General features: G+C 70.1%; 20 protein-coding genes and 3 rRNA genes. 10 read left to right on the forward strand and 13 right to left on the reverse strand.

All coding sequences use genetic code 11. The features are described from left to right. Positions 1-17: 17 nt before the first annotated feature. A complete protein-coding gene (locus CP969_RS09875; RefSeq protein WP_016826894.1) occupies positions 18-1,085 on the reverse strand; it encodes an HAD-IIA family hydrolase in 1,068 nt (355 codons plus the stop codon). Positions 1,086-1,157: 72 nt separating this feature from the next. Here CP969_RS09875 and CP969_RS09880 point away from each other — a divergent pair, with 72 nt between their 5' ends. Next, the gene (locus CP969_RS09880; RefSeq protein ID WP_026085306.1) at positions 1,158-2,453 is read left to right on the forward strand and encodes a DUF1015 domain-containing protein; all 1,296 of its coding nucleotides are present in this window, start codon (positions 1,158-1,160) and stop codon (positions 2,451-2,453) included. Positions 2,454-2,527: 74 nt separating this feature from the next. Here the strand turns inward: CP969_RS09880 and CP969_RS33775 are convergent, their stop codons facing one another. Then, the gene (locus tag CP969_RS33775; protein WP_016826892.1) at positions 2,528-3,268 is read right to left on the reverse strand and encodes a tetratricopeptide repeat protein; all 741 of its coding nucleotides are present in this window, start codon (positions 3,266-3,268) and stop codon (positions 2,528-2,530) included. A gap of 54 nt (positions 3,269-3,322) precedes the next feature. On the opposite strand from CP969_RS33775, the gene CP969_RS33780 reads away from it, so the two are divergent. Then, positions 3,323-4,504: a hypothetical protein gene (locus CP969_RS33780; RefSeq protein ID WP_016826891.1), complete on the forward strand. Its 1,182-nt coding sequence runs from the start codon at positions 3,323-3,325 to the stop codon at positions 4,502-4,504. A gap of 85 nt (positions 4,505-4,589) precedes the next feature. Here the strand turns inward: CP969_RS33780 and rrf are convergent. The 4 genes from rrf to CP969_RS09910 all read right to left on the reverse strand — a co-directional run bounded on the left by rrf (position 4,590) and on the right by CP969_RS09910 (position 10,945). Beyond that, positions 4,590-4,706, reverse strand: a 5S ribosomal RNA gene (gene rrf / locus CP969_RS09890). A gap of 104 nt (positions 4,707-4,810) precedes the next feature. Beyond that, a 23S ribosomal RNA gene (locus CP969_RS09895) occupies positions 4,811-7,935 on the reverse strand. Between the two features lie 312 nt (positions 7,936-8,247). Next, positions 8,248-9,778: ribosomal RNA gene (locus CP969_RS09900) — 16S ribosomal RNA — on the reverse strand. The 16S, 23S and 5S rRNA genes sit together here, the layout of an rRNA operon. Positions 9,779-10,303: 525 nt before the next feature. Further along, on the reverse strand, positions 10,304-10,945 hold the full coding sequence (locus tag CP969_RS09910; protein ID WP_016826890.1) for a DNA-3-methyladenine glycosylase: 642 nt from the start codon (positions 10,943-10,945) through the stop codon (positions 10,304-10,306). Between the two features lie 160 nt (positions 10,946-11,105). Between CP969_RS09910 and CP969_RS09915 the strand changes: the two genes are divergently transcribed. The 3 genes from CP969_RS09915 (at position 11,106) to CP969_RS09925 (ending at position 13,183) form a co-directional block, all read left to right on the forward strand. After that, positions 11,106-11,888, forward strand: coding sequence for a sporulation protein (locus CP969_RS09915; RefSeq protein ID WP_004989956.1), 783 nt, complete (start codon positions 11,106-11,108; stop codon positions 11,886-11,888). 40 nt (positions 11,889-11,928) lie between these two features. Further along, complete coding sequence (locus CP969_RS09920) at positions 11,929-12,468, forward strand: YbhB/YbcL family Raf kinase inhibitor-like protein (RefSeq protein ID WP_004989955.1); 540 nt, start codon at positions 11,929-11,931, stop codon at positions 12,466-12,468. Positions 12,469-12,676: 208 nt separating this feature from the next. After that, complete coding sequence (locus tag CP969_RS09925) at positions 12,677-13,183, forward strand: HNH endonuclease (RefSeq protein ID WP_004989952.1); 507 nt, start codon at positions 12,677-12,679, stop codon at positions 13,181-13,183. A gap of 87 nt (positions 13,184-13,270) precedes the next feature. Here the strand turns inward: CP969_RS09925 and CP969_RS09930 are convergent, their stop codons facing one another. From CP969_RS09930 to CP969_RS09940, 3 genes are all read right to left on the reverse strand, one after another. Continuing rightward, positions 13,271-14,230, reverse strand: coding sequence for an SPFH domain-containing protein (locus tag CP969_RS09930; RefSeq protein WP_004989950.1), 960 nt, complete (start codon positions 14,228-14,230; stop codon positions 13,271-13,273). A gap of 133 nt (positions 14,231-14,363) precedes the next feature. Then, positions 14,364-14,795: an NfeD family protein gene (locus CP969_RS09935; protein WP_004989947.1), complete on the reverse strand. Its 432-nt coding sequence runs from the start codon at positions 14,793-14,795 to the stop codon at positions 14,364-14,366. 94 nt (positions 14,796-14,889) lie between these two features. Further along, a complete protein-coding gene (locus tag CP969_RS09940; RefSeq protein WP_004989946.1) occupies positions 14,890-15,687 on the reverse strand; it encodes an ABC transporter ATP-binding protein in 798 nt (265 codons plus the stop codon). Between the two features lie 162 nt (positions 15,688-15,849). Between CP969_RS09940 and CP969_RS09945 the strand changes: the two genes are divergently transcribed. Next, positions 15,850-16,638 carry a hypothetical protein gene (locus CP969_RS09945; protein WP_004989943.1) on the forward strand — a complete coding sequence of 263 codons (789 nt, stop codon included), beginning with the start codon at positions 15,850-15,852 and terminating at the stop codon, positions 16,636-16,638. Positions 16,639-16,820: 182 nt separating this feature from the next. Here the strand turns inward: CP969_RS09945 and CP969_RS09950 are convergent, their stop codons facing one another. From CP969_RS09950 to CP969_RS09960, 3 genes are all read right to left on the reverse strand, one after another. Next, positions 16,821-17,066 (reverse strand): chaplin, encoded by a 246-nt coding sequence (locus CP969_RS09950; protein ID WP_016826887.1) that lies wholly within the window; start codon positions 17,064-17,066, stop codon positions 16,821-16,823. A 158-nt stretch (positions 17,067-17,224) separates the two neighbouring features. Then, positions 17,225-17,866 (reverse strand): response regulator, encoded by a 642-nt coding sequence (locus CP969_RS09955; RefSeq protein WP_004989939.1) that lies wholly within the window; start codon positions 17,864-17,866, stop codon positions 17,225-17,227. Next, positions 17,859-19,004: a GAF domain-containing sensor histidine kinase gene (locus CP969_RS09960; protein WP_016826886.1), complete on the reverse strand. Its 1,146-nt coding sequence runs from the start codon at positions 19,002-19,004 to the stop codon at positions 17,859-17,861. The genes CP969_RS09955 and CP969_RS09960 overlap by 8 nt, the downstream gene beginning before the upstream one ends. A 240-nt stretch (positions 19,005-19,244) precedes the next feature. On the opposite strand from CP969_RS09960, the gene CP969_RS09965 reads away from it, so the two are divergent. The 3 genes from CP969_RS09965 (at position 19,245) to CP969_RS09975 (ending at position 22,117) form a co-directional block, all read left to right on the forward strand. Beyond that, on the forward strand, positions 19,245-19,943 hold the full coding sequence (locus CP969_RS09965) for an SDR family NAD(P)-dependent oxidoreductase (protein ID WP_004989937.1): 699 nt from the start codon (positions 19,245-19,247) through the stop codon (positions 19,941-19,943). Continuing rightward, positions 19,940-21,073: an S-adenosylmethionine:tRNA ribosyltransferase-isomerase gene (locus tag CP969_RS09970; protein ID WP_004989936.1), complete on the forward strand. Its 1,134-nt coding sequence runs from the start codon at positions 19,940-19,942 to the stop codon at positions 21,071-21,073. The genes CP969_RS09965 and CP969_RS09970 overlap by 4 nt, the downstream gene beginning before the upstream one ends. A gap of 300 nt (positions 21,074-21,373) precedes the next feature. After that, a complete protein-coding gene (locus CP969_RS09975; RefSeq protein ID WP_004989935.1) occupies positions 21,374-22,117 on the forward strand; it encodes a transglycosylase SLT domain-containing protein in 744 nt (247 codons plus the stop codon). Positions 22,118-22,207: 90 nt separating this feature from the next. On the opposite strand, the gene CP969_RS09980 is transcribed toward CP969_RS09975, so the two are convergent. Continuing rightward, positions 22,208-24,730, reverse strand: a complete 2,523-nt coding sequence (locus CP969_RS09980) for an ABC transporter ATP-binding protein/permease (RefSeq protein ID WP_016826885.1) — start codon at positions 24,728-24,730, stop codon at positions 22,208-22,210. Positions 24,731-24,965: 235 nt separating this feature from the next. On the opposite strand from CP969_RS09980, the gene CP969_RS09985 reads away from it, so the two are divergent. Next, on the forward strand, positions 24,966-26,864 hold the full coding sequence (locus CP969_RS09985) for a streptophobe family protein (RefSeq protein ID WP_016826884.1): 1,899 nt from the start codon (positions 24,966-24,968) through the stop codon (positions 26,862-26,864). Positions 26,865-26,975 lie beyond the last annotated feature (111 nt).

Genomic DNA, 26,975 nt, shown 5'->3' on the forward strand with positions numbered 1-26,975 from the left:
GGCGCCGGAGCCGGGAGTCACAGTCCCAGCCGCGCCAGTGCCTTGCCGCCGTCCAGCTCGCACACACCGTCGCCGGCCGCCGTCCACGCCGCCGCGCACAGCGCGCGCAGCCCGTCCGACGCGGCACCGTCCCCGTCGAGCTCCAGCCGTCCCCGCGCTCCCGACTTCGCTCGGCCAGGGAGGACCTCCGCGCCCCCGGCCGTCGCCGTCCAGCCTCCGCAGCGGAACCCGCCGTCCGCCTCGACGACCTCCGGCTGCCCGGTGAGCAGTCCGCGCAGATCGGCGTCGACATAGGTCGGCCGGTGCTGCGGCGGCGCGGCCAGCAGCTGCGCGCCGTCCGTCACCCCGGTCAGCACCAGCAGGGAGTCGACCCCGCCGTTGAACGCGCCCTCGATGTCGGTGTCCAGCCGGTCCCCCACCACCAGCGGCCGTTCGGCACCCGTACGGAGGATCGTCTCCCGGTGCATCGGCGGCAGCGGCTTGCCCGCGACCTGCGGCTCGGCGCCGGTGGCGATCCGTACGACCTCCACCGCCGCGCCGTTGCCCGGTGCGATGCCCCGCCCGCTGGGAATCGTCAGGTCGGTGTTGGACGCGAACCACGGCACCCCGCGCGCGACGGCGTAGGACGCCTCCGCGAACCGCCCCCACGGCAGTTCGGGCCCGCCGTATCCCTGCACGACCGCCACCGGATCGTCGTCCGCCGACTCCACCGGCACGAGCCCGCGCTCGCGCAGCGCCACCCGCAGTCCCTCGCCGCCGACCACCAGCACCCGGGAGCCCTGCGGCACCTGGTCGGCGATCAGCCGCGCCACGGCCTGCGCGGAGGTGATGACGTCACCGGGGTCCGCCGGTATCCCCAGCTCGGTCAGGTGCGCGGCCACGGTGTCCGGAGTGCGCAGGGCGTTGTTCGTCACGTAGGCGAGGTGCATGCCGCCCTCGCGGGCCGCCGCGAGCGACTCGACCGCGTGGGCGATCGCGCTCCCGCCCGCGTACACCACGCCGTCGAGGTCGAGCAGAGCCGTGTCGTACGCCTCGCTCAGGGCACGCCCACTCGCCCCGGGCCTCGTCCTGACGCTCCGGCTCATTCCGCATCGCTCCTCGTTCGACGGCTTTCCCCCGATCATCCCCCATGCCGCCGACCCCCGTACGATGCCTGGATGAACACAGCAGGTCACTCGGAAGCGAAGGCGCCCCGAGGCCTGGAACTCACTCCGTTCCGAGGCCTTCGTTACGACCCCGACCGGGTCGGCAGCCTGGCCGCCGTGACATCCCCGCCGTACGACGTCGTCGTCCGTCCGGACGGCCTGCACCACCTCCAGTCCGCCGACCCGTACAACATCGTCCGGCTGATCCTGCCCCAGGCGGACACGCCCGAGGCCCGCAACGCCCAGGCCGCCGACACCCTGCGCCGCTGGCGCGCGGAGGGCGTCCTGACCGCCGACGCCGAACCCGGGCTGTACGTCTACGAGCAGCGCGACGACGCCGGCATGCTGCAGCGCGGCCTCATCGGTGCGCTGCGCGTCTCGGACCCCGGCGAGCGGCTGGTCCTGCCGCACGAGGACGTCATGCCGCACATCGTCGCCGACCGCGCCGACCTGATGCGGGCCACCTCCGCCAACCTCGAACCGCTGCTGCTGACCTACCGCGGCGACGGCACGGCGACCGTCACGGCCGCCCTGATCGAGCACACCGCCGAGCAGTCGCCGCTCCTCGCGACCACCACGGAGGACGGCATCCACCACCGTCTGTGGTCCGTCACCGACCCCGCGGACCTGGCAGCGGTCGGGAAGGAACTCGCCGGCCACCAGGCCCTCATCGCCGACGGCCACCACCGCTGGGCGACCTACCGCCGGCTCCGCGCGGAGCGCCCCTCCCCCGGCCCCTGGGACCACGGCCTGGTCCTCCTCGTCGACACGGCCCGCTATCCCCTGCGGGTCCGCGCCATCCACCGCCTCCTGCACGACCTGCCGGTCGCGGACGCGCTGGGCGCCCTCGACGGCCTCTTCCGCGTCCGCCGCCTCGACGGCACCGCGCTGCCCGAGGCCATGGAAGCCCTGGCCGAGGCGGCCTCCGCGGGCAACGCCTTCCTCCTCGCCGGAGACGGCGCCTTCCACCTCGTCGACCGCCCGGACCCGGAACTGCTGGCCCGCACGGTCCCGGCCGACCGGCCCGCGGCCTGGCGCACCCTGGACGCGACGGTCCTGCACGTCACGCTCCTCGACCACGTCTGGCACGTCCCCGAGGACTCCCCCGCCCGCATCGCCTACATCCACGACACGGCCGCGACGGTCGAGAAGGCGGAACGCGACGGCGGGACGGCCGTGCTGATGCACCCGGTCCGCGAGGAGGTCGTCCGCGACCTCGCCCGCCAGGGCGTCACGATGCCCCGCAAGTCGACGTCGTTCGGCCCGAAGCCGGCCTCCGGCCTGGTCCTGCGCGCACTCGACCTCTGACGGCGAGGGGCGGGCCCCGACGGGGCCCGCCCCTCCACACCGCTCCCCGCCGCGCGGGGAGGCCAGGACGCCGATCAGTCCTTGTCGGTGTCCTCGTCCTCGTCCGCGTCCGTGCGGACGTCGTCGTTCCCCTCCTCGTCGAGGGCGTCCAGGAACTCCACGCCGTCCAGCTCGGCCAGCCGGTCGGAGGCGTCCGTGCTGCCGTCCCGGTCGGCCTCCACGGCCTTGGCGAACCAGTCCCGTGCCTCGCCGGTCCGTCCGGCGGCGAGCAGCGCGTCGGCGTAGGCGTAACGCAGCCGCGCGGTCCACGGCTGTACGGAGTTCGACGCCAGCTCGGAGCTCTGCAGCGTCACGATCGCCGCGTCCAGCTGCCCCATGTCACGCCGGGCGCCGGCCGCGACGAGCCTCATCTCGACCTGTCCGGCCTTGTCAAGCTTCTGCACCTCGGGCGCCCCGGCCATATCCAGCGTCTTCTCCGGCCGTCCGAGCCCACGCTCGCAGTCGGCCATGAGCGGCCACAGGTCGACGGTCCCGGTCATCCGCCGCGCGGCCCGGAACTCGGCGAGCGCCTCGGCGTACTTCTGGTTGGCGTACGCGGCGAACCCGGCGGCCTCCCGTACGGCGGCGACGCGCGACGCCAGCCGCAGGGCCACCTTGGAGTAGTCGTACGCCTTCTCGGGGTCCTCGTCGAGCAGCCGGGCGACCATCACCAGGTTCTTGGCGACGTCCTCCGCGAGGGTCTTGGGCAGGCTCTGCAGCTCCTGCCGCACGTCCTTGTCGATCTCCTCGCCGGTGACGTCCTCGGGGATCGGCAACCGCTTGATCGGCTCCCGGTCCCGGTCCCGCTCCTCGCGGAACCGCTGGCCACCGTGCCGGTCGTCCCGCCCACGGTATCCACCGGGCCGTCCGCCCCGGTCGTCCCTCCGAGGCCCGCGCCCACGGTCATCACGCCCCCGGAAACCGCCCCGCTCGCCGCCCCGGCTGTCGTCCCTGCGGAAACCACCACGGTCACCACCGCGGCTGTCATCCCTACGGAAACCACCACGGTCGCCACCGCGGCTGTCGTCCCTGCGGAAGCCACCACGGTCGTCACCGCGGCTGTCGTCCCTGCGGAAGCCACCACGGTCGCCGCCACGGCTGTCGTCCCGCCGGAAGCCACCACGGTCGCCGCCACGGCTGTCATCCCTGCGGAAACCACCACGGTCACCACCGCGGCTGTCATCCCGCCGGAAGCCACCACGGTCGCCGCCACGGCTGTCGTCATGCCGACCGTAACCTCGGTCGTCGCGCCCGCGGAAGCCACCCCGCTCATCGCGGTGGTCGTCCCGCCCGCGGTATCCACCGTCCCGCTCACCGCGGTAGTCGTCACGTCCCCGGTATCCAGCGCGGTCGTCACCGCGGCTGTCATCCCTGCGGAAGCCACCACGGTCACTGCCCCGGCTGTCGTCACGCCGGCCGTAACCCCGGTCGTCGCGCCCGCGGAAGCCACCCCGCTCATCGCGGTGGTCGTCCCGCCCGCGGTATCCACCGTCCCGCTCACCGCGGTAGTCGTCACGTCCCCGGTATCCAGCGCGGTCGCCACCACGGCTGTCGTCCCTGCGGAAGCCACCACGGTCACCGCCCCGGCTGTCGTCACGCCGGCCGTAACCCCGGTCATCGCCGCGGCGGAAATCGGAACGCTCGCGCTCGCTCTCACGCCGGTCGGTCCTGCGGTCGTCCCTACTACGGTCGTCCCGTCCGCGGTATCCACCGTCCCGCTCACCGCGGTGGTCGTCACGTCCCCGGAAGCCGCCACGCTCCGGCCGGCCGCCGCTGCGGTCGTCACGCCGGAATCCACGGTCGCGGTCACCGCCTCGGTCCCGGTCTCGATCACGGTCGCGGTCGTCACGCCGGAAAGCGGGACGGTCTCCGTCCCTACGGAACCCACGGTCCCGGTCGTCGCCTCGACGCGGGCCGCCGCGCTGGCCGCCACGATCGGAACGGTCACCACTGTCCCGTCGCCGCTGGTCGCGCTCCGGTCGGTCGTCGGGAGAGTTGGTGGACATTGGTAACTCCTGTCTTCGGTACCGCAAGCATAAATAGAAAAGGACCCTTGGTCCCAGCTGAACGCTGGGACCAAGGGTCCTTCCAAAGATTGTTCGGCGGCGTCCTACTCTCCCACAGGGTCCCCCCTGCAGTACCATCGGCGCGGTAGGGCTTAGCTTCCGGGTTCGGAATGTAACCGGGCGTTTCCCCTACGCTATGACCACCGAAACCCTAATGGTTTCGAGCGAACAAGCACACTTTTCTTTTGTCTGTTCTGCTCAAAGCCGACAACGGTCGTTGTCTCAGAACCAACACAGTGGACGCGAGCAGCTGAGGACAAGCCCTCGGCCTATTAGTACCGGTCACCTCCACACGTTACCGTGCTTCCAGATCCGGCCTATCAACCCAGTCGTCTGCTGGGAGCCTTACCCCATCAAGTGGGTGGGAGTCCTCATCTCGAAGCAGGCTTCCCGCTTAGATGCTTTCAGCGGTTATCCCTCCCGAACGTAGCCAACCAGCCATGCCCTTGGCAGGACAACTGGCACACCAGAGGTTCGTCCGTCCCGGTCCTCTCGTACTAGGGACAGCCCTTCTCAAGACTCCTGCGCGCACAGCGGATAGGGACCGAACTGTCTCACGACGTTCTAAACCCAGCTCGCGTACCGCTTTAATGGGCGAACAGCCCAACCCTTGGGACCGACTCCAGCCCCAGGATGCGACGAGCCGACATCGAGGTGCCAAACCATCCCGTCGATATGGACTCTTGGGGAAGATCAGCCTGTTATCCCCGGGGTACCTTTTATCCGTTGAGCGACGGCGCTTCCACAAGCCACCGCCGGATCACTAGTCCCGACTTTCGTCCCTGCTCGACCCGTCGGTCTCACAGTCAAGCTCCCTTGTGCACTTACACTCACCACCTGATTGCCAACCAGGCTGAGGGAACCTTTGGGCGCCTCCGTTACCCTTTAGGAGGCAACCGCCCCAGTTAAACTACCCATCAGACACTGTCCCTGATCCGGATCACGGACCCAGGTTAGACATCCAGCACGACCAGACTGGTATTTCAACGACGACTCCACGACCACTGGCGTGGCCGCTTCACAGTCTCCCAGCTATCCTACACAAGCCGAACCGAACACCAATATCAAACTGTAGTAAAGGTCCCGGGGTCTTTCCGTCCTGCTGCGCGAAACGAGCATCTTTACTCGTAGTGCAATTTCACCGGGCCTATGGTTGAGACAGTCGAGAAGTCGTTACGCCATTCGTGCAGGTCGGAACTTACCCGACAAGGAATTTCGCTACCTTAGGATGGTTATAGTTACCACCGCCGTTTACTGGCGCTTAAGTTCTCAGCTTCGCCTGGACGAATCCAAGCTGACCGGTCCCCTTAACGTTCCAGCACCGGGCAGGCGTCAGTCCGTATACCTCGCCTTACGGCTTCGCACGGACCTGTGTTTTTAGTAAACAGTCGCTTCTCGCTGGTCTCTGCGGCCACCCCCAGCTCGAGGAGCAAGTCCCCTCACCAGGTGTGGCCCCCCTTCTCCCGAAGTTACGGGGGCATTTTGCCGAGTTCCTTAACCATAGTTCACCCGAACGCCTCGGTATTCTCTACCTGACCACCTGAGTCGGTTTCGGGTACGGGCCGCCGTGCAACTCGCTAGAGGCTTTTCTCGACAGCATAGGATCATCCACTTCGCCGCAATCGGCTCGGCATCGGGTCTCAGACGATGTGCCAGGCGGATTTGCCTACCTGACGTCCTACACCCTTACCCCGGGACAACCACCGCCCGGGCTGGACTGCCTTCCTGCGTCACCCCATCACTCACCTACTACCAGCTCGGGTCACCGGCTCCACCACTCCGGCCTCGTCCGAAGACTCGGCCGGCGGCTTCACGGGCTTAGCATCACTGGATTCGGTGTCTGGCGCTGCACCGCGGGTACCGGAATATCAACCGGTTGTCCATCGACTACGCCTGTCGGCCTCGCCTTAGGTCCCGACTTACCCTGGGCAGATCAGCTTGACCCAGGAACCCTTAGTCAATCGGCGCACACGTTTCTCACGTGTGAATCGCTACTCATGCCTGCATTCTCACTCGTGAACCGTCCACAACTCGCTTCCGCGGCTGCTTCACCCGGCACACGACGCTCCCCTACCCATCACGATCCCCGTTGGGGGTACATATCGCAATGACACGACTTCGGCGGTACGCTTGAGCCCCGCTACATTGTCGGCGCGGAATCACTAGACCAGTGAGCTATTACGCACTCTTTCAAGGGTGGCTGCTTCTAAGCCAACCTCCTGGTTGTCTCTGCGACTCCACATCCTTTCCCACTTAGCGTACGCTTGGGGGCCTTAGTCGATGCTCTGGGCTGTTTCCCTCTCGACCATGGAGCTTATCCCCCACGGTCTCACTGCCGCGCTCTCACTTGCCGGCATTCGGAGTTTGGCTAAGGTCAGTAACCCGGTAGGGCCCATCGCCTATCCAGTGCTCTACCTCCGGCAAGAAACACACGACGCTGCACCTAAATGCATTTCGGGGAGAACCAGCTATCACGGAGTTTGATTGGCCTTTCACCCCTAACCACAGGTCATCCCCCAGGTTTTCAACCCTGGTGGGTTCGGTCCTCCACGAAGTCTTACCTCCGCTTCAACCTGCCCATGGCTAGATCACTCCGCTTCGGGTCTTGAGCGTGCTACTGAAACCGCCCTGTTCGGACTCGCTTTCGCTACGGCTTCCCCACCCGGGTTAACCTCGCAACACACCGCAAACTCGCAGGCTCATTCTTCAAAAGGCACGCAGTCACGAGAACGAGGCAAGCCTCGTTCCGACGCTCCCACGGCTTGTAGGCACACGGTTTCAGGTACTATTTCACTCCCCTCCCGGGGTACTTTTCACCATTCCCTCACGGTACTCTCCGCTATCGGTCACCAGGGAATATTTAGGCTTGGCGGGTGGTCCCGCCGGATTCACACGGGATTTCTCGGGCCCCGTGCTACTTGGGTGTCTCTCCAACGAGCCGCTGACGTTTCGGCTACGGGGGTCTTACCCTCTGCGCCGGACCTTTCGCATGTCCTTCGCCTACGCCAACGGTTTCTGACTCGTCCCACGGCCGGCAGACCGTGGAAGAGAGATCCCACAACCCCGCATGCGCAACCCCTGCCGGGTCTCACACGCCTGCGGTTTGGCCTCGTCCGGTTTCGCTCGCCACTACTCCCGGAATCACGGTTGTTTTCTCTTCCTGCGGGTACTGAGATGTTTCACTTCCCCGCGTTCCCTCCGCACTGCCTATGTGTTCAGCAGCGGGTGACAGCCCATGACGACTGCCGGGTTTCCCCATTCGGACACCCCCGGATCACAGCCTGGTTGACGGCTCCCCGGGGCCTATCGTGGCCTCCCACGTCCTTCATCGGTTCCTGGTGCCAAGGCATCCACCGTGCGCCCTTAAAAACTTGGCCACAGATGCTCGCGTCCACTGTGCAGTTCTCAAACAACGACCAGCCACCCGTCACACACCGCTCACGCGGCGCTGCACCGGGGCCGGCGACCGAAGACCCGGCCGTGCGGCCGTGCCCTCAGACACCCAACAGCGTGCCCGACACGGCCGGCCGACCAGATCCGCGTTCCACGCCCCGCAGGGGCAGTACTAGCGCCTGGTCCGTCCTGGACCGTGCCGAGTAGTCAACGTTCCACCCATGAGCAACCAGTGCGGGACGTGCGCCCGCATGCTGGCCCCTGGACCGCCGGAGCGGCCTAGAAGTGCTCCTTAGAAAGGAGGTGATCCAGCCGCACCTTCCGGTACGGCTACCTTGTTACGACTTCGTCCCAATCGCCAGTCCCACCTTCGACGGCTCCCTCCCCAGGGGGGTTGGGCCACCGGCTTCGGGTGTTACCGACTTTCGTGACGTGACGGGCGGTGTGTACAAGGCCCGGGAACGTATTCACCGCAGCAGTGCTGATCTGCGATTACTAGCGACTCCGACTTCATGGGGTCGAGTTGCAGACCCCAATCCGAACTGAGACCGGCTTTTTGAGATTCGCTCCACCTCGCGGTATCGCAGCTCATTGTACCGGCCATTGTAGCACGTGTGCAGCCCAAGACATAAGGGGCATGATGACTTGACGTCGTCCCCACCTTCCTCCGAGTTGACCCCGGCGGTCTCCCGTGAGTCCCCAGCACCCCCGGAGGGGCCTGCTGGCAACACGGGACAAGGGTTGCGCTCGTTGCGGGACTTAACCCAACATCTCACGACACGAGCTGACGACAGCCATGCACCACCTGTACACCGGCCACAAGGGGGACCGTGTCTCCACGGTTTTCCGGTGTATGTCAAGCCTTGGTAAGGTTCTTCGCGTTGCGTCGAATTAAGCCACATGCTCCGCCGCTTGTGCGGGCCCCCGTCAATTCCTTTGAGTTTTAGCCTTGCGGCCGTACTCCCCAGGCGGGGCACTTAATGCGTTAGCTGCGGCACGGACGACGTGGAATGTCGCCCACACCTAGTGCCCACCGTTTACGGCGTGGACTACCAGGGTATCTAATCCTGTTCGCTCCCCACGCTTTCGCTCCTCAGCGTCAGTGTCGGCCCAGAGATCCGCCTTCGCCACCGGTGTTCCTCCTGATATCTGCGCATTTCACCGCTACACCAGGAATTCCGATCTCCCCTACCGAACTCTAGCCTGCCCGTATCGACTGCAGACCCGGGGTTGAGCCCCGGGCTTTCACAACCGACGCGACAGGCCGCCTACGAGCTCTTTACGCCCAATAATTCCGGACAACGCTCGCGCCCTACGTATTACCGCGGCTGCTGGCACGTAGTTAGCCGGCGCTTCTTCTGCAGGTACCGTCACTCGCGCTTCTTCCCTGCTGAAAGAGGTTTACAACCCGAAGGCCGTCATCCCTCACGCGGCGTCGCTGCATCAGGCTTGCGCCCATTGTGCAATATTCCCCACTGCTGCCTCCCGTAGGAGTCTGGGCCGTGTCTCAGTCCCAGTGTGGCCGGTCGCCCTCTCAGGCCGGCTACCCGTCGTCGCCTTGGTGAGCCGTTACCTCACCAACCAGCTGATAGGCCGCGGGCCCATCCTGCACCGCCGGAGCTTTCCACACCGAGGAGATGCCTCCCGGTGTCGTATCCGGTATTAGACCCCGTTTCCAGGGCTTGTCCCGAAGTGCAGGGCAGATTGCCCACGTGTTACTCACCCGTTCGCCACTAATCCCCACCCGAAGGTGGTTCATCGTTCGACTTGCATGTGTTAAGCACGCCGCCAGCGTTCGTCCTGAGCCAGGATCAAACTCTCCGTGAATGTTTACCGGTTCTCCGGTGCACACATCACGAGAGCGGTGCGAGGGGAGGAATAGTCCCCTCGCACACAGCGTCCTCGCTGTGTTTTTTCAAAGGAACCTCGGCCATCGGTGTACCCGATGGACGGGGTATCAACATATCTGGCGTTGACTTTTGGCACGCTGTTGAGTTCTCAAGGAACGGGCGCTTCCTTCGTACTCACCCCTCCGGGCTTTCCTCCGGGCGCTTCCCTTCGGTCTTGCGTTTCCGACTCTATCAGATCTTTCCGATCCGATTCCCTGTCGGCGGGATTTGCCGTCGGCCTTGGGCTTTCGCCTGTCGGCCTTTCGGCATTCACTACGTTAGCCGATTCCCTCGCTCGATTCATAATCGAGCTCTGCGGTTCGGAATTCAGACATGCGGACATGAGGAATCCGAGCCCGCTGGGGGCTGATCTTGTGTAGTGGGTTGGCCGCTTCCGGCTGCAGGCGATCGCCGTACCCGGTTCAAGCGGCTCGCGCTACGCTACGCGGCTTCCAAGATTGAGTCAACCTCGTCGGCGCCTCGGGACATGGGCCCGGTACGGGCTCACCGTCGGGTCGTCGGCGACCCAGAAGCGCCAGGGGTGGACGGCCCCGTCGCCGGAGACTCCGGTGCGCGGGCCGTTGCGCACCTGGCCGGAGGGCACGGGGGCGCCGGTGAGGACGCGGAGCGGGGTGTCGTCGGCGGTACAGGCGTCCGTGCCGTTGAGGGCGCGGTCGACGTCCAGGGCCGTGGCCAGGCGGGCCGGGCCTTTGGCCAGTTCCTTGTCGTTGCGGGCCGAGAGCCGACGGGTCCGGGCCAGCTCCGCGCCCTCGATGATCTCGCCGGCGCGGAGCAGGACCGCGCTCGCCCGGCCCTCGGGACCGCACACCAGGTTCATGCAGAACCACATCCCGTAGGTGAAGTAGACGTACACGTGGCCGGGCGGGCCGAACATCACGTCATTGCGGGCCGTGCGGCCCCGGTAGGCGTGCGAGCCGGGGTCGTTCGGACCGTCGTAGGCCTCGACCTCGGACAGGCGGAGGGCGATCGGGCCGTCGGGGGTGGTCCGCACCAGGATCCGGCCGAGAAGGTCGGGGGCGACCTCGAGCACGGGGCGGTCGAAGAACTTCCTGGGCAGGGGCGTACGGTCGGGGATCGCGATCATGCCGTCCCAGCGTACTGGAGACGGGCGGTGGCACGGGGTGGTCGCCGGGCGCCGTGCTTGCCAGGGTGGGCACGGAACCGGCCACCGCCGGATCGCGTTCTTGTCGATGCAGGTCGACGCATCAGGTGTGGCCCACGGGGGTCGCCGGAGAGGGAGAGACATGGCGTTCAAGAAGCTGCTCGCGAGTCTGGGAGCCGGCGGGGCCTCGGTCGAGACGGTGCTGCACGAGGCCAACGTCGTTCCGGGCGGTGTCGTCCAGGGCGAGGTGCGGATCCAGGGCGGGTCCGTGAACCAGCAGATCGAGGGGCTGTCGGTCGGGCTGCAGGCCAAGGTCGAGGTGGAGAGCGGCGACCAGGAGTACAAGCAGGACATCGAGTTCACGAAGTCCCGGCTGGGCGGTGCCTTCGAGCTCCAGGCGGGCGCGGTGCACGCGGTACCGTTCGGGCTGGAGATCCCCTGGGAGACGCCGATCACGATGATCGACGGGCAGGCGCTGCGCGGGATGAACATCGGGGTGACCACCGAGCTGGCGATCGCGCGGGCCGTGGACTCCGGTGACCTGGACCCGGTCAACGTGCACCCGCTGCCGGCGCAGAAGGCGATCCTGGACGCGTTCATCCAGCTGGGCTTCCGGTTCAAGAACGCGGACATGGAGCGCGGTCACATCCGGGGCACCCGGCAGAAGCTGCCCTTCTACCAGGAGATCGAGTTCTTCCCGCCGCAGCAGTACCGGGGGCTGAACCAGGTGGAGCTGAGCTTCGTGGCCGACGAGCGGGAGATGGACGTCGTGCTGGAGATGGACAAGAGGGGGGGCCTGTTCAGCGAGGGCAGCGACACCTTCCGGTCCTTCAAGGTCGGGCTGAACGACTACCAGGGGACCGACTGGGCGGCGTACCTGAACCAGTGGCTGTCGGAGGTCGGCAGCAGGCGCAACTGGTTCTAGGCTCGGTCCCACCGGACGTAGACGATCAGGAGGTACCGAGGTGACCGAGCTCAAGCGGCGGCCGCTCCCCCATGACTTCCATCCGCCCGTGCCGTCGTTCACGGTGACGAGCGAGGACGTCGTGGAGGGGGCGACGCTCAAGGACGCTCAGGTCCACGCGGCGGGCAACACCTCGCCGCAGTTGCGGTGGGAGGGCTTCCCGCCGGAGACCAAGAGCTTCGCCGTGACCTGCTACGACCCCGATGCCCCGACCGGCAGCGGGTTCTGGCACTGGGTGGTGTTCGACATCCCGGCCTCGGTGACCGAGCTGCCGGCGGGTGCGGGCAGCGGCAAGTTCGAGGGGCTGCCCGAGGGCGCGGTCCACGCGCGCAACGACTACGGCACCAGGGAATTCGGCGGTGCCGCGCCGCCGCCCGGTGACGGACCGCACCGGTACGTGTTCACGGTGTACGCCGTGGACCAGGAGAAGCTCGGTCCGGACGCGGACGCCTCTCCTGCCGTGGTGGGCTTCAACCTGCGGTTCCACACGATCGCGCGTGCCCAGCTGATCGGTGAGTACGAGGTGCCCGCCGAGTCCTGAGCGATTCGGGCGCTTCCGAGCGTTCACGGAACGTTTGCCCGCCCCTGGTCTTGGAATTGATCAGGGGCGGGCATTTTTGTTGCCGGGGGTCGCGGGAGTCACCTCCCGCTGGAGCAGCAGATATTGCGTTGTCCATCCCGGTGTGCCCGGCCAGAGTTGATCCCAGCCCGCCGAGGAGTGGGCCGGTGCACACGGGAGGTGGGCTGGTATGCGGGACACGCTGGTACTGAACGCGAGCTTCGAGCCGCTGTCGACGGTGACGCTCAACCGAGCCGTCGTTCTGGTGCTCCAGGACAAGGCCGTCGTCGAGCAGGCCCACCCCGAGCTGCGGATGCGGGGAGCCGCGGTCGACATACCGGTGCCCCGGGTGATCCGGCTCTGCCAGTACGTGAGGGTGCCGTTCCGAAGACAAGCGCCGTGGTCGAGGCGGGGTGTGCTGGTGCGGGACCGGTACAGGTGCGCCTACTGCGGGCGGCGGGCGACGACCGTGGACCACGTGGTGCCGCGGTCGCAGGGCGGTCGGGACACCTGGCTGAACACGGTGGCCTCGTGCGCGGAGGACAACCACCGCAAGGCGAACCGGACTCCGGCGGAGGCGGGGATGCCGCTGCTGCGGCAGCCGTTCGAGCCGACGCCGGCGGACGCGATGCTGCTGGCGCTGGGGCAGGACGACTTCGACGCGCTGCCGGAGTGGCTGGTCCAGTCCGCGGCCTAGCTCCGATCCGGATACCGGCGACGGGCCCGCTCCCCGGGGGATTTCCCGGGAGGCGGGCCCGTCGTTCGGGTCGCGGTCGGCGTCGGGTCAGTCGATGGACGGCTTCTCCCGGCGCTCCTGGTGCGGGACGCTGCCCCCGGAGGCGCCGTTGCCGCCCGAACCGCCGCCCCCCATGGCTCCGAAGTTGCCCACGGCGCCGGAGAGGCCCTTGAGCGCGTCGCCGATCTCGCTGGGGACGATCCAGAGCTTGTTGGCGTCCCCCTCGGCGATCTTGGGGAGCATCTGGAGGTACTGGTAGGACAGCAGCTTCTGGTCCGGGTCACCGGCGTGGATCGCCTCGAAGACCGTGCGGACGGCCTGGGCCTCGCCCTCGGCGCGCAGGGCCGCGGCCTTGGCCTCGCCCTCGGCACGGAGGATCTGGGACTGCTTCTCGCCCTCGGCGCGCAGGATCTCGGACTGCCGGACGCCCTCGGCCTGGAGGATGGCGGCGCGCTTGTCGCGGTCGGCGCGCATCTGCTTCTCCATCGAGTCCTGGATGGAGGTGGGCGGTTCGATGGCCTTGAGCTCGACGCGGTTGACGCGGATGCCCCACTTGCCGGTGGCCTCGTCGAGGACGCCGCGCAGGGCCGCGTTGATCTCCTCGCGGGAGGTCAGGGTCCGCTCCAGGTCCATGCCGCCGATGATGTTGCGCAGCGTGGTGACGGTGAGCTGCTCGATCGCCTGGATGTAGCTGGCGACCTCGTAGGTGGCGGCCCGCGCGTCGGTCACCTGGTAGTAGATGACGGTGTCGATGTTGACGACCAGGTTGTCCTGGGTGATCACCGGCTGCGGCGGGAACGGGACGACCTGTTCGCGCAGGTCGATGCGGTTGCGGATGGTGTCGATGAACGGGACGACGATGTTGAGGCCCGCGTTGAGTGTCCGCGTGTAGCGGCCGAAGCGCTCGACGATGGCGGCGCTGGCCTGTGGGATGACTTGGATCGTCTTGATCAGGGCGATGAAGACCAACACCACCAGGATGATCAGGACGATGATGATGGGTTCCATCGTCGGTTTCCCGTACCCTTCTTCGCCTCGGCGCCTTGGGACAGATCCTATGCCTGCTGAAGATCTTGCTGGTCGAGTCTGACAGACCCTCGCGGAACTCGGGGGTGGTTCGGCCCAGTTGTGTCGTGCGAGGTCACATGACGATGGCCGTGGCCCCCTCGATGTCCACGACGTCCACTTCCTGGCCCACTTCATAGGCACGGTCGGCGTCGAGGGCGCGTGCCGACCAGACCTCGCCGGCCAGCTTGATCCGGCCGCCGGAGCCGTCGACGCGTTCCAGGACGACGGCCTGTCTGCCCTTCAGGGCGTCCACGCCGGTGGCGAGTTGGGGCCGTTGCGCGCGGTGTCTGTTCGCGATGGGCCGTACGACGGCGATGAGGGCGGTCGAGACGACGGCGAAGACCACGACCTGGGCGACGGCGCCGCCGTCGAAGAACCCGGAGACCACTGCCGCGGCGACGGCGCCCACCGCGAGCATGCCGAGTTCGGGCATCGCGGTGATCACGAGCCCGATGCCGAGCGCCGCCGCGCCGATCAGCCACCACAGCCATGCGTCGATGTCCACAGGGTCATGGTAGGACCGCGCGCCCGGTCCCCGACAGGGCGCCGGTCGGTGGGAAAGGGCCTTCGTACCCGGTGGGTTGAGGGACCGTAGGGGTTCAGGACATCGGGAGGCCCTGGGCGGTCCAGCGGTCGCCGACCTGTTCGACGACGAGCGGCAGGCCGAAGCAGAGGGAGAGGTTGCGGGAGGTGAGTTCGAGCTCCAGCGGACCGGCGGCGAGGACCTTGCCCTGGCGGATCATCAGGACGTGGGTGAAGCCCGGGGCGATCTCCTCGACGTGGTGCGTGACCATGATCATGGAGGGGGCGATCGGGTCGCGGGCGAGGCGGCCGAGGCGGCGCACGAGGTCCTCGCGTCCGCCGAGGTCGAGGCCGGCGGCGGGCTCGTCGAGGAGCAGCAGCTCGGGGTCGGTCATCAGGGCGCGGGCGATGAGGGTGCGCTTGCGCTCGCCCTCGGAGAGGGTGCCGAACCTGCGCTCCAGGTAGGCGGACATGCCGAGGCGGTCGAGGAAGGCGCGGGCGCGCTGCTCGTCGACGTCCTCGTACTCCTCCTGCCAGCCGGCGGTCATGCCGTAGGCGGCGGTGAGCACGGTCTGCAGGACCGTCTGGCCCTTGGGGAGCTTGTCGGCCATGGCGATGCCGGCCATGCCGATGCGCGGGCGCAGTTCGAAGACGTCGGTGCCGGGCGTGCCGAGGGTCTCGCCGAGGATGGTCGCGGTGCCCTTGGTGGGGTAGAGGTAGCTGGACGCGATGTTGAGGAGGGTGGTCTTGCCGGCGCCGTTGGGGCCGAGGATGACCCAGCGCTCGCCCTCCTTGACCGACCAGGAGACCTGGTCCACCAGAGCCCGGCCCTCGCGAACCACGGATACGTCCTGAAGTTCCAGAACATCGCTCATGAGCGCCTTGTCTCCCCTTGCAGTGTGGCCGGTCTCGGCTGTCGCGTAACGCCTGTGGGTCGGTCCGCCGCACCCGTGGGCGCAGCCCTCCATGAAATCTACGCCACCGGCCGGGCCGGGCATTCCATCGGGCCGGTCCTGAGGTCGCCCTAGGGTGGAGGCATGCTCTCGGAACCGCGCGCTGGACGCCTTGCCGCTTGGGGAAACGCCCTGTTTGCCGGACTTGTCTCGCCGGATGACGCCGTGCTCGCCGTCGTGGGCGAGGACGCGGTGCACCGGGTGGCGGGGCTGCCGGGTGAGTCCGCGCCCGTGGGGCTCACCCTGGCGCTGGGGCGGCTGCGGGCGCTGGGGGCGACCGGGCTGCGGGTCGCGCTGCCCGCGCCGGGGCATCCGCTGGGGCTGAGCGGACCGCCGGAGTTCAACGCGCGGGCGCTGGAGGCCGAGGAGGCGGTGGTCTGTCACGGGGCCGCGTTCGGGCTGGTGCCGGAGGTGCACGAGGCCGGGCCGGAGGGCGATGTGCACGTCGAGGTCGTGTGGCACTGCCTGGCGGTGCGGGAGGCGCCGCCCGCCGACGTGCCCTCGCTCGGTGAGGCCGAGCGGGAGCTGGCGGAGGCGCTGCGGGAGGCGACCGAGGTGCTGACGCGGCTGGACGTGGCCGGGTCGGGGCCGGTGGCCCGGGCGGCGGTCGACGCCTACCGGGCGCGGGCCGAGGCGGGGCGCGGGATGCTCGCGCCGGGGTATCCGCCGCGGGCGGTGCGGGTGCTGGAGTTGGCGCAGCGGGTGGGGACGCTGATCGCGCTGGCGGGTGCGAGCGGGCACGGGGGTGCGGTGAGCGCCTCGGAGATGGCGGCGCGCGGGGAGGCGCTCAGGCCGGTGGAGCGAACGGCTCGGCGGGCGCAGGTCGCGGCGTACAACTCCGTGGTGGAGGAGCGGGAGCGGGGAGTGCGGTGACGTCCCGCGGTTTCGGCGGCCGACGTCGACGCCGAGACGGAGGGGCGCGCCCGGCGTCGGCGGGGTGCCTCCCGGGCCCCGGAGCACCGGGCAGGCACGGCCGACGGCGGCCGGGGCGGCGTGCGACCGGCCTCCCGTGTGGGGCCGGGAGGCCGGGGGCTTCGCTGCTCCGGTGACGGGCGTCAGCCGTTGACGGCCACGTTGCCGAAGGCCGGGTTCAGCAGGCCGATGACGTTGACGCTGTTGCCGGAGACGTTGACCGGGACGTCGACCGGGACCTGGACGAGGTTGCCGGAGACGACGCCCGGGGAGCCCACGGCCTTGCCGCCGGCGTGCGCGCCCTCGGTGGCGGAGGCCATGCCCGTACCGGCGGCGAGCAGACCGCCGGCCACCATCGTCACGGCCGCCGCCTTCTTCAGGTTCTTCACTTTCCAAGCCCTCCTTGCGATGACCGCGGCAGGCGCCGCGGTACGCACGGGAGAACGGCGGGCACCCGGGAGAGGATGCGCCATTCGGGGGACATTCCCACGACGGTATGAACCTCGGATCGGAGGGGAACCTTCCGTACCGTCCGGGGCGTCGCGGGTCAGCCGCTCAGACCGTGGCGCACGGCCCAGAGGGCGGCCTGGGTGCGGTCCGCCAGGTCGAGTTTCATCAGGATGTTCGAGACGTGCGTCTTCACGGTCTTCTCGGACAGCACCAGGGCGCGGGCGATCTCCCGGTTGGAACGCCCGTCCGCTATCAGGCCGAGCACCTCGCGCTCCCGTTCGGTGAGCGAGCCGGCGCGTCCCTGGCCCGGGGCGCTCTCCTCCTGGGACAGCAGGGCGCCGGCCACCTCGGCCTGGAGGAGGACGTGACCGGCGTGCACGGAGCGGATGGCCCCGGCGAGCGCGTCGGGGTCGATGTCCTTGTACACGTATCCGGCGGCGCCCGCGCGCAGGGCCGGGACCACCGTGCGCTGCTCGGTGAAGCTGGTGACGACCAGCACGCGCGCGGGGTGGTCCAGTTCGCGGAGCCGGCGCAGCGCGTCCACGCCGTCCATGCCCGGCATCTTGACGTCCATGAGGATGACGTCGGGCTGCAGCTCCTGCGCGAGGGCCACTCCCTGGGCCCCGTCCGCGGCCTCGCCGACGACCTCGATGTCGTCCTGCACCTCGAGGAAGGTGCGCAGGCCCCGGCGCACCACCTGGTGGTCGTCGACCAGCAGCACCTTGATTGAGTCAGCCACCGGGGACCTCCATCTCGATCGTGGTGCCCTTGCCGGGCGCCGATTCCACGGTCATCCTCCCGCCGACCCCGCTCGCCCGGTCCCGCATGGAGACCAGGCCCAGATGGCGTCCCGCGCGGCGGACGATCCGCGGGTCGAAGCCGCTGCCGTCGTCGGTGACCCGCAGGACGGCTCCGCTGCCGCGGCGTTCCAGGGTGACGTCGACGTGGTCGGCCCCGGAGTGCCGCAGGGCGTTGTGCAGCGCCTCCTGGGCGACGCGCAGCACTGCTTCCTCCTGGGCGGCGGGCAGGGCCCGCACGCCGTGGCCGGTGAAGGTGACGCGCGCGGTGTGGGCGCGGTCGAGGACCTGTACCTGGGTGCGGAGGGTGGCGACGAGGCCGTCCTCGTCGAGGGCCGCGGGGCGCAGCTCGACGACCGCCGCGCGCAGTTCGTCGGCGGCTTCGGCGGCCAGGGCGGCGACCTGCTGGAGCTCGCCCTTCGCGCGGGAGGGGTCCCGGTCCACGAGGCGGGCCGCGGCCTGGGCCGTCAGCCTCAGGGAGAAGAGCTTCTGGCTGACGGCGTCGTGGAGTTCGTGGGCGAGGCGGGAGCGTTCCTCGGCGATGGTCAGCTCGCGGCTGCGTTCGTAGAGCCGGGCGTTGGTGAGGGCGATCGCGGCGTGCTGGGCGAGGATGCCGAGCAGTTCCTCGTCGTCCTGGGTGAAGCCGCAGGCGCCCTCGGGTTTGGGGCACCTCTTGTTGGCCAGGAACAGGGCGCCGATGACCTCGTCGCCGGCGCGGATGGGCAGGCCGAGGAAGTCGGCCAGTTCGGGGTGGGCGCTGGGCCAGCCCTCGAAGCGGGGGTCCCGGCGCACGTCGGCGAGGCGCTGCGGCGCGGCCTCGCGCAGCATCGCGGCGAGGATGCCGTGCTGGCGCGGAAGGGGACCGATGGCCTTCCACTGCTCTTCGCTGACGCCGTCGACCACGAACTGGGCGAACCCGCCGTGGTCGTCGGGCACGCCGAGCGCGGCGTACTGCGCGTCGAGCAGTTCGCGGGCGGAGACGACGATCGTCTTGAGGACGTCGCGCACCTCGAGGTGCCTGCTCATGGCCAGCAGCGCGGAACTCACCGCGGCGAGGCCGGACCGGGGGCCGTGGCTCATGTCCTCACGGTACCGGCGGGCGGTGGCGGCCGGATCGGGCCCGCGGCGGCCGTGCCCCGGGTCGCGGGTCCTAGGACCCCCGGGGGCCTCCCGGGACCCCGGGGAGCGGGGTCCTCGGGTCGGCGGCGTAGGGCGAAGGGACCCGGCCGCCTGCGTCCGGCGTCCGAGGCGGTGCGGGCGGCGGCGTCCCTACGGTGTGATCACGCCGATCGGACGGCGTTCACGACAAGGGGGCATGTCATGCCGGTGGCGATCATCACGGGAGCCTCGAAGGGACTGGGAGAGGCGCTGGCCGGGGCGCTGGCCGCGCGCGGCTGGGACCTGGTGCTCGACGCGCGGGGGGCGGTCCCCCTGGCGGAGGCGGCCGGGGCGGTGTCCGCGCACGGCACGCGCGTGGTCGCGCTGCCCGGGGACGTCACGGACGCCGGGCACCGCGCGGAGCTGGTGGCCGCGGCGGAGCGGCTGGGCGGGGTCGATCTGCTGGTGCACAACGCGAGCGCGCTGGGCGCCGAGCCGCTGGTGCGCCTGGAGGAGCTGTCCCTGGACGGTCTGCGGCGGGCGCTGGAGGTGAACCTGGTGGCGGCGCTGGGCCTGGTGCAGGAGGCGCTTCCGCGGCTGCGGGCCTCGCGGGCGGGCACGGTGATCGCGGTGAGCTCGGACGCCGGCGCCGAGGCCTACGAGACCTGGGGCGGGTACGGGGCGTCCAAGGCGGCGCTGGACCACCTGGCGGCGGTGCTGGCCGTGGAGGAGCCGGGGCTGCGGGTGTGGGCGGTCGACCCCGGGGACATGGCGACGGACCTGTACGCGGCGGCCGTGCCGGACGACGACGCGCCGCGGCCGGAGCCGGCCCGTGTGGTGCCGGCCTTCCTGCGGCTGCTGGACGAGCGGCCGGCGAGCGGTCGCTACGCGGCTCCGGCGCTGCTGGAGGAGGGGCGGTGACGCTGGCCGTCCGGGTGCCGGAGGAGCTGTCGGCGCGGGTGCCGGTCGAGCAGCGGGGGCCCGGTCTCGACCGGGACTCGGTGCGGCTGCTGGTGTCCCGGGGCACGGCGGTGTCGCACCACGCCTTCGTGGAGCTGCCGTGGCTGCTGCGGGCCGGGGACCTGCTGGTGGTGAACACCTCGCCCACGCTGGCGGCGGCCGTCGACGGGTGGATCGGGCACACCCGTGTGGTGGTGCATTTCTCCACCCGCGGTGACGACGGCCGGTGGGCGGTCGAGCTGCGGGACCCCGACGGACGCGGCACCACGCGTGCGCGCGGTCGGGGCGGGGAGCCGGGCGCCCCTCGCGGGGGCGGTGGTGGGGGCCGGGCGGGCGGGCCCGCGGGGACGGAGGTGCGGCTGGTCGGGGGTGCGCGGCTGGTGCTGGAGGAGCCGCTGAGCGCGCGGGGGGAGCGGCTGTGGTGGGCGCGCGTGTCGCGGGACGTGCCCGGGGTGCTGCGGGAGCACGGGCGGCCCATCCGGTACGCCTACACGGAGCGGGACCAGCCGTTGTCGGCGTACCAGACGGTGTTCGCGCTGCCGTCGCCGGAGGGGACGGGCAGCGCGGAGATGCCGAGTGCGGGGCGCCCGTTCACGGCGCGGATGGTGGCGGAGCTGGTGAGCCGCGGGGTGCAGTTCGCGCCGGTCGTGCTGCACGCCGGGGTGGCGTCGGCGGAGGCGCACGAGCCGCCGTACCCGGAGCGGTTCGTGGTGCCGGAGGCGTCGGCCCGGCTGGTCGGCGCGGTGCGGGCGGGGGGCGGCCGGGTGATCGCGGTGGGGACGACGGCCGTGCGGGCGGTGGAGTCGGCGGCCGGGGCGGACGGGGTGGTGCGGGCCCGTGCGGGATGGACCGATCTGGTGGTGACGCCGGAGCGCGGGGTGCGGGTGGTGGACGGGCTGCTGACCGGGCTGCACGAACCGGAGGCCTCGCACCTGCTGATGCTGGAGGCGGTCGCGGGGCGGGCGGCGGTCGACCGCGGGTACGAGGAGGCGCTGCACGGGCGCTACCTGTGGCACGAGTTCGGGGACGTCCACCTGGTGCTGCCGGAGGAAGCCCCTCACACACCGCATTGCTCCAGCAACCACGAGTGAGAAACGCGGATGGGCGGTGTGAGGCCTCGCATAGGGCGCACATCACGTACGAACCGGGTTAGGAGCACGATACCGGTCATATAAGCGGCTTATACAGTCCCATATGCCCGATTCGCCCATCCGTGATCCACTACCCGACTTCGTACGTCACATCTTTGCCTCGCCATTTTGCGACCGCTAAGAATGGCTGCCGTCGCTCAACGCCGCGGGTCCCGCCCGCGGCGTTCTGCCGGAAGCATTCCCGTCCCCCCCACCGGCACGTCGGGCGACCTCCGCGCTATTCGAAGAGGTCCATTCCGTATGTCGAAGAACTTCCTCACCCGTGGTCATAGCCTTGCCCTGAACCGCCACCACAAGATCGCCGCTGCCGGTGTCGCCGCCCTCGGCGCCGCCGCCATCGGTTTCTCGGCGGTGCCGAGCAACGCGTCGACGAGCACCACGAGCGAGGTCGCCGCGCCCACCGCGAAGGTGGCGTACAGCACCGAGCCGATCAAGGGCGTCACGGCCGGCATCACCGGCCCGGCGGCCGGTGCCGACCTGAAGATCGAGAAGATCGACGCGAAGTTCGAGGCGGAGAGGGAGGCCGCGGCCCAGGCCGCCGCCGAGCGGAAGGCCGCCGCGGCCGCCGCGAAGGAGAAGGCCGAGGAGGCCCGCCGGGCCGAGGAGGCCGCCAGCCGTGCCGCCGAGCGCGCCGAGGTGCAGAAGGCCGCCCCGAAGACCTACGGCAACAACCTGGACGGCTGGATCCGCGAGGCCATGTCCATCATGAAGAAGCACGGCATCCCGGGCTCCTACGAGGGCATCCACCGCAACATCATCCGGGAGTCCTCGGGCAACCCGCACGCGATCAACCTCTGGGACATCAACGCCCGCAACGGCATCCCGTCCAAGGGCCTGCTGCAGGTGATCCCGCCGACGTTCGAGGCGTACCACGTGCCGGGCACGTCGAAGAACATCTACGACCCGGTCGCCAACATCACCGCCGCCTGCAACTACGCGGCCGACCGCTACGGTTCCATGGACAACGTCTACAGCGCGTACTGAGGTCGGCGCGGACCTCTTCCCGACGCACACGAACACCGAAGGGCGGCACCCTCCTGACAGGGTGCCGCCCTTCGGGCCGTACGGCGGTGCCTACTTGCGCATGACCTCGGGCTCGTGCCGGCGCAGGAAGCGGGCCACGAAGAAGCCGCAGACCACGCCGAGGGCGACGAGCGCGCCCATGTCCATGACCCAGGCGCCGACCGTGTGCTCCCACAGCGGGTCGGTGTCGCCGGCCGTCTCCGGCGGGCTGATCCGGTTGAAGTCCAGCGTGGCACCGGAGGCGGCGACCGCCCAGCGCGACGGCATCAGGAACGAGAACTGGTTGACGCCTATCGAGCCGTGCAGGGTGAAGAGGCAGCCGGTGAAGACGACCTGGATGATCGCGAACATGACCAGCAGCGGCATGGTCTTCTCGGCGGTCTTCACCAGCGAGGAGATGATCAGGCCGAACATCATCGAGGTGAAGCCGAGCGCCATGATCGGCAGGGAGAGCTCCAGCAGCGTGAACCCGCCGAGGACCAGGCCCTCCTCGGGGATCTCCCGGCTGGAGAAGCCGATCACACCGACCAGCAGGCCCTGCAGCACGGTGATCATGCCCAGCACGAACACCTTGGACATCAGGTACGCCGAGCGGGACAGGCCGGTGGCGCGCTCCCGCTCGTAGATGACCCGCTCCTTGATCAGCTCGCGCACGGAGTTCGCGGCACCCGCGAAGCAGGCGCCGACCGCGAGGATCAGCAGGACCGTGGTCGCCGTGCCGTTCGGGACGATCCGGCCGGTCTGCGGGTGGGGCGGATTGGGCAGCAGCCCCTTGTCCGCGTCGATCAGCAGGCTGACCGCCCCGAGCACGGCCGGCAGGATCACCATCAGGGCGAGGAAGCCCTTGTCGGAGACGATCACCGAGAGGTAGCGGCGCACCAGCGTGGCGAACTGCGACATCCAGCCCTGCGGCTTCGGCGGCCTCATCGCCTGCATCGCCGGGACCTGTACGGACTGCGGCGCGACGGCGTCGATGTCCGCGGCGTACATCTGGTAGTGCTGCGAGCCCTTCCAGCGGCCCGCCCAGTCGTAGTCCCGGTAGTTCTCGAAGGCGGAGAAGACGTCGGCCCAGGTGTCGTAGCCGAAGAAGTTCAGCGCCTCCTCGGGCGGGCCGAAGTAGGCGACGGATCCGCCGGGCGCCATCACCAGGAGCTTGTCGCACAGCGCCAGCTCGGCCACCGAGTGGGTGACGACGAGGACCGTGCGGCCGTCGTCGGCCAGAGCGCGCAGCAACTGCATGACGTCGCGGTCCATGCCCGGGTCGAGACCGGAGGTCGGCTCGTCCAGGAAGATCAGCGACGGCTTGGTGAGCAGCTCCAGGGCCACCGAGACGCGCTTGCGCTGGCCGCCGGAGAGGGAGGTGACCTTCTTCTCCTTGTGGATGTCCAGCTTCAGCTCGCGCAGCACCTCGTCGATCCGGGCCTCGCGCTCGGCGGCCGTGGTGTCGGCCGGGAAGCGGAGCTTGGCCGCGTACTTCAGGGCCTTCTTGACGGTCAGCTCCTTGTGCAGGATGTCGTCCTGCGGGACCAGACCGATGCGCTGACGCAGCTCGGCGAACTGCTTGTAGAGGTTCCGGTTGTCGTAGAGGACCTCGCCCTGGTCGGCGGGCCGGTAGCCGGTGAGCGCCTTGAGCAGGGTCGACTTGCCGGAGCCGGACGGGCCGATGACCGCGATCAGCGACTTCTCCGGGACGCCGAAGGAGACGTCCTTGAGGATCTGCTTGCCGCCGTCGACCGTGACGGTCAGATGGCGGGCGGAGAAGGACACCTCACCGGTGTCGACGAACTCCTCGAGCCGGTCGCCGACGATCCGGAACGTCGAGTGGCCGACGCCCACGATGTCGGTGGGGCCGAGCAGTTGCGAGCCGCCCTTGGCGATCGGCTGGCCGTTGACGTACGTGCCGTTGTGCGAGCCCAGGTCGCGGATCTCCATGCGGCCGTCGGGCGTCGAGTGGAACTCGGCGTGGTTGCGGGACACCTGGAGGTCGGAGACGACCAGGTCGTTCTCCAGGGCACGGCCGATGCGCATCACGCGGCCGAACGAGAACTGGTGGAACGTGGTGGGGCTGCGGTCGCCGTAGACCGGCGGCGCCCCCGCGCCACCACCGGGGCCCTGCTGCGGCGGGATGTGCGGCACGGACGGCTGCGGCGCCGCGTGCTGCTGCCAGCCCGCCTGCGCGGCGGGCTGCTGCGGCGGTACCTGCTGCGGCGGTGCCTGCTGGGCCCAGCCCGGGGCCGCCCCCTGGGCCGCGTACGGCTGCTGCGGCGCGGCGGCCGGGGCCGCGACGCCGGACAGCGTCACCCGGGGCCCGTCGTTGGCGTTGCCCAGGTTCAGCGCCGTGTCGGAGCTGCACTCCAGGTGGTGGATCCGCTGTCCCTGCACGAACGTGCCGTTGGTGCTGCCGTGGTCCTCGACGACCCAACTGCGGCCGTTGAAGCTGATCGTGGCGTGGCGCCAGGAGACCCTGGCGTCCTCCAGCACGACGTCCCCCTGCGGATCGCGTCCGAGGGTGTAGGACCTCGACGGATCGAGCGTCCAGGTCCGTCCGTTTGATTCCAGTACGAGTTCCGGCACTCCATGCCCCACTGAGTTGTCCCCCGAATTTCCCCCGTCGCAGGGAGTCTAGGGATGTCGAACATCGGGGGGAACTATTTCAGGCTCGGTCCGCGGACCGGAAGCCGGGCCTTGTCACGACCGCGCACCAACGCGTCCACCGTCTCCGCCGCCGGGGTTGAAATCGACCCGGAGAGTGGTAAACCACGCGAGGGGGACGGGCGCGGCCGCCGCGCCGCGGATCGGGGGGTCTGCCATGGGTGCTGCCACGAGCGCCGGAGCCGCGGAGCGCGGTGCGCGCACGCCGTGGGCGGACGTCGTCATGTCCGCGGTCGCCGCGGTGAGCTGGGCGCTGATCGGGATGGCGGGGACCGCCGCGCTCGGGCTGCACCTGCTGGACGCGGACTCGGCGGGTTCCCTGGGCACGATGACCGCGGCGGTGGTGGCGCTGGGAGCGGGGGGATCGGTCACGCCGTCCGGTGACGTGTCCGCCTTCGGGCTGTTCGGGGCGGAGGCCGACACGGCCGTCGACGTCACGCCGCTGGGCGTGAGCCTGGTGGGCGCGCTGCTGCTGGCGTACTTCTTCCTGCGGTCCCTGCGGGCGGCCGGGGCCGTGGTCCGCGGGAGCGAACTCCTCGCGCGCGCGGGCACCGTGGTGGCGCTGTCCGTCGCGATGGCGGGCGGACTGGCCTGGGCCGGGCACGACGTCGTCACCCTCGACGGCGGCTCGCTGGGGCTGGACGGCCTGCCGGGCGGGGGCGGGATACCGGGGCTGGGCGACCTCGGTGACGTCGGGGGGCTGCTGCCGGACCGGATCGGGGACCTCGTCGACGCGGAGGCGACGGTCGGGTTCACCGTCGACACGGGGCCGACGCTGCTCGGCGGCCTCTGCTGGTCGGCCGGTGTCCTGCTCGTCGCGCTGCTGGCGTCCCGCCGCGCTCCCCTGCCGCGCGGCTGGGACGCCGTGCACCGGGCCGTCCGGCCGGCCGTGTCCGCCCTCGTCGCGGTGGGGCTGGTGGCGGTGGCGGCGGGGCTCGCCGCGGCGGGGTACGCGGCGATCGGCGACGACCATCCCCGGCGGATCGCCGGAGCGGCGCTGCTGGGGGCGCCGAACGGGGTGGGACTCGGTCTGTCGGTCGGTCTGTTCGTACCGTGGGACGGACGGGCGAGCGGGGCTCTGCTGCAGGTGCTTCCCAGCCCCTTGGACGACCTCCTGGGGGTCGGCTCCGACCGGCCCGTCACGCTGGGACGGCTGGCCGAGCTCGACGGGCGGGTGTGGCTGCTGGGGGTGGCGGCCGCGTCGGTGATGCTGCTGGCGGGGGTCCTGACGGCGGTGCGCACGCCGGTGGGACGGACGCCGGTGGGGCGCCCGGCGGCGCAGACTCCGGGAACGGCCGGCCTCGCAGCGCGGTGCGCGCTGCGGCTGGGCGTCGTGACGGCTCTGGCGCTGCCGTTGTCGGCCCTGCTGACGGAGGTGTCCGCGGACGCCTCGCTGTCCGTCCTCGGCCTCGACGCGTTCGGCGCCGGCATCGCACTGCGCGGTCGCCTCGGCACGGCACTCCTGCTGGGCGCCGTCTGGGGCGCGGGAGCGGGTGCGGTGGGGGCGCTGCTGGCCCGGGCGAGCGGGACCGCGGGGTGGCGGGCGGCGCCCTTGGCACGGGGTGACAGGAAAACCGAGGGGGCCGAGGGGGCTGAAGGGGTCGAGGGGGCCGGGCGGCCGGGGCCCGCGGAGGACTTCGGGCACCGGGAGCAGGGGGCGCGGTCCGCCGCGGTGCGCGGGCCGTACGCGCCGGGTGCTCCGTACCGGCCACCGAACCCGGACACCAATCCGTACCTGCGGATGCCGCAGGAGTCGCGTGAGCAACAGGAGTCGCGTGATCCGCGGAGGTCACGGCCTCCGGAGGACGCGCGGCCCCCCGAGGACGCGCGGCCTACCGGCGGTCCGCGGGCTCCCGGTGACCGCGACGGGCCCGACGACGTCCATGGCACACCCACCGTGATCGGTCCCGTCGGACCGCTCCGGCACGGGCCCGGACGGGGTCTCGGGCCACGCGACGGGGCGCGCGGCACAGAGCGGTCGCCGTGGTGGCCGCAGGAGGTGCCGCCGCCTCCGCCGCCTCCCCCGGCGCCGCGCGGGCCGGACGAGGGGCGCTGATCCCGGGGCCGGACGGGGACGACGGCGCGTGCGCAGGCGCGGGCGACGGGCAGCGGCTGCCGGCGGGGCGGCGGACGCAAGGTCCGGGACACCTCGGCGACGCCCGGTGTT

The sequence above is a fragment of the Streptomyces viridosporus T7A genome (assembly GCF_008704515.1).
Taxonomy (GTDB): Bacteria; Actinomycetota; Actinomycetes; order Streptomycetales; family Streptomycetaceae; genus Streptomyces; species Streptomyces viridosporus.

Coding starts and splice junctions, on each gene's coding strand:
- CP969_RS09915 (WP_004989956.1), top strand. CDS start 11,106: ATGGCGTTCAAGAAGCTGCTCGCGAGTCTGGGAGCCGGCGGGGCCTCG.
- CP969_RS09940 (WP_004989946.1), bottom strand. CDS start 15,687: ATGAGCGATGTTCTGGAACTTCAGGACGTATCCGTGGTTCGCGAGGGC.
- CP969_RS09985 (WP_016826884.1), top strand. CDS start 24,966: ATGGGTGCTGCCACGAGCGCCGGAGCCGCGGAGCGCGGTGCGCGCACG.
- CP969_RS09975 (WP_004989935.1), top strand. CDS start 21,374: ATGTCGAAGAACTTCCTCACCCGTGGTCATAGCCTTGCCCTGAACCGC.
- CP969_RS09960 (WP_016826886.1), bottom strand. CDS start 19,004: ATGAGCCACGGCCCCCGGTCCGGCCTCGCCGCGGTGAGTTCCGCGCTG.
- CP969_RS09965 (WP_004989937.1), top strand. CDS start 19,245: ATGCCGGTGGCGATCATCACGGGAGCCTCGAAGGGACTGGGAGAGGCG.
- CP969_RS09945 (WP_004989943.1), top strand. CDS start 15,850: ATGCTCTCGGAACCGCGCGCTGGACGCCTTGCCGCTTGGGGAAACGCC.
- CP969_RS09910 (WP_016826890.1), bottom strand. CDS start 10,945: ATGATCGCGATCCCCGACCGTACGCCCCTGCCCAGGAAGTTCTTCGAC.
- CP969_RS09880 (WP_026085306.1), top strand. CDS start 1,158: ATGAACACAGCAGGTCACTCGGAAGCGAAGGCGCCCCGAGGCCTGGAA.
- CP969_RS09925 (WP_004989952.1), top strand. CDS start 12,677: ATGCGGGACACGCTGGTACTGAACGCGAGCTTCGAGCCGCTGTCGACG.
- CP969_RS09875 (WP_016826894.1), bottom strand. CDS start 1,085: ATGAGCCGGAGCGTCAGGACGAGGCCCGGGGCGAGTGGGCGTGCCCTG.
- CP969_RS09930 (WP_004989950.1), bottom strand. CDS start 14,230: ATGGAACCCATCATCATCGTCCTGATCATCCTGGTGGTGTTGGTCTTC.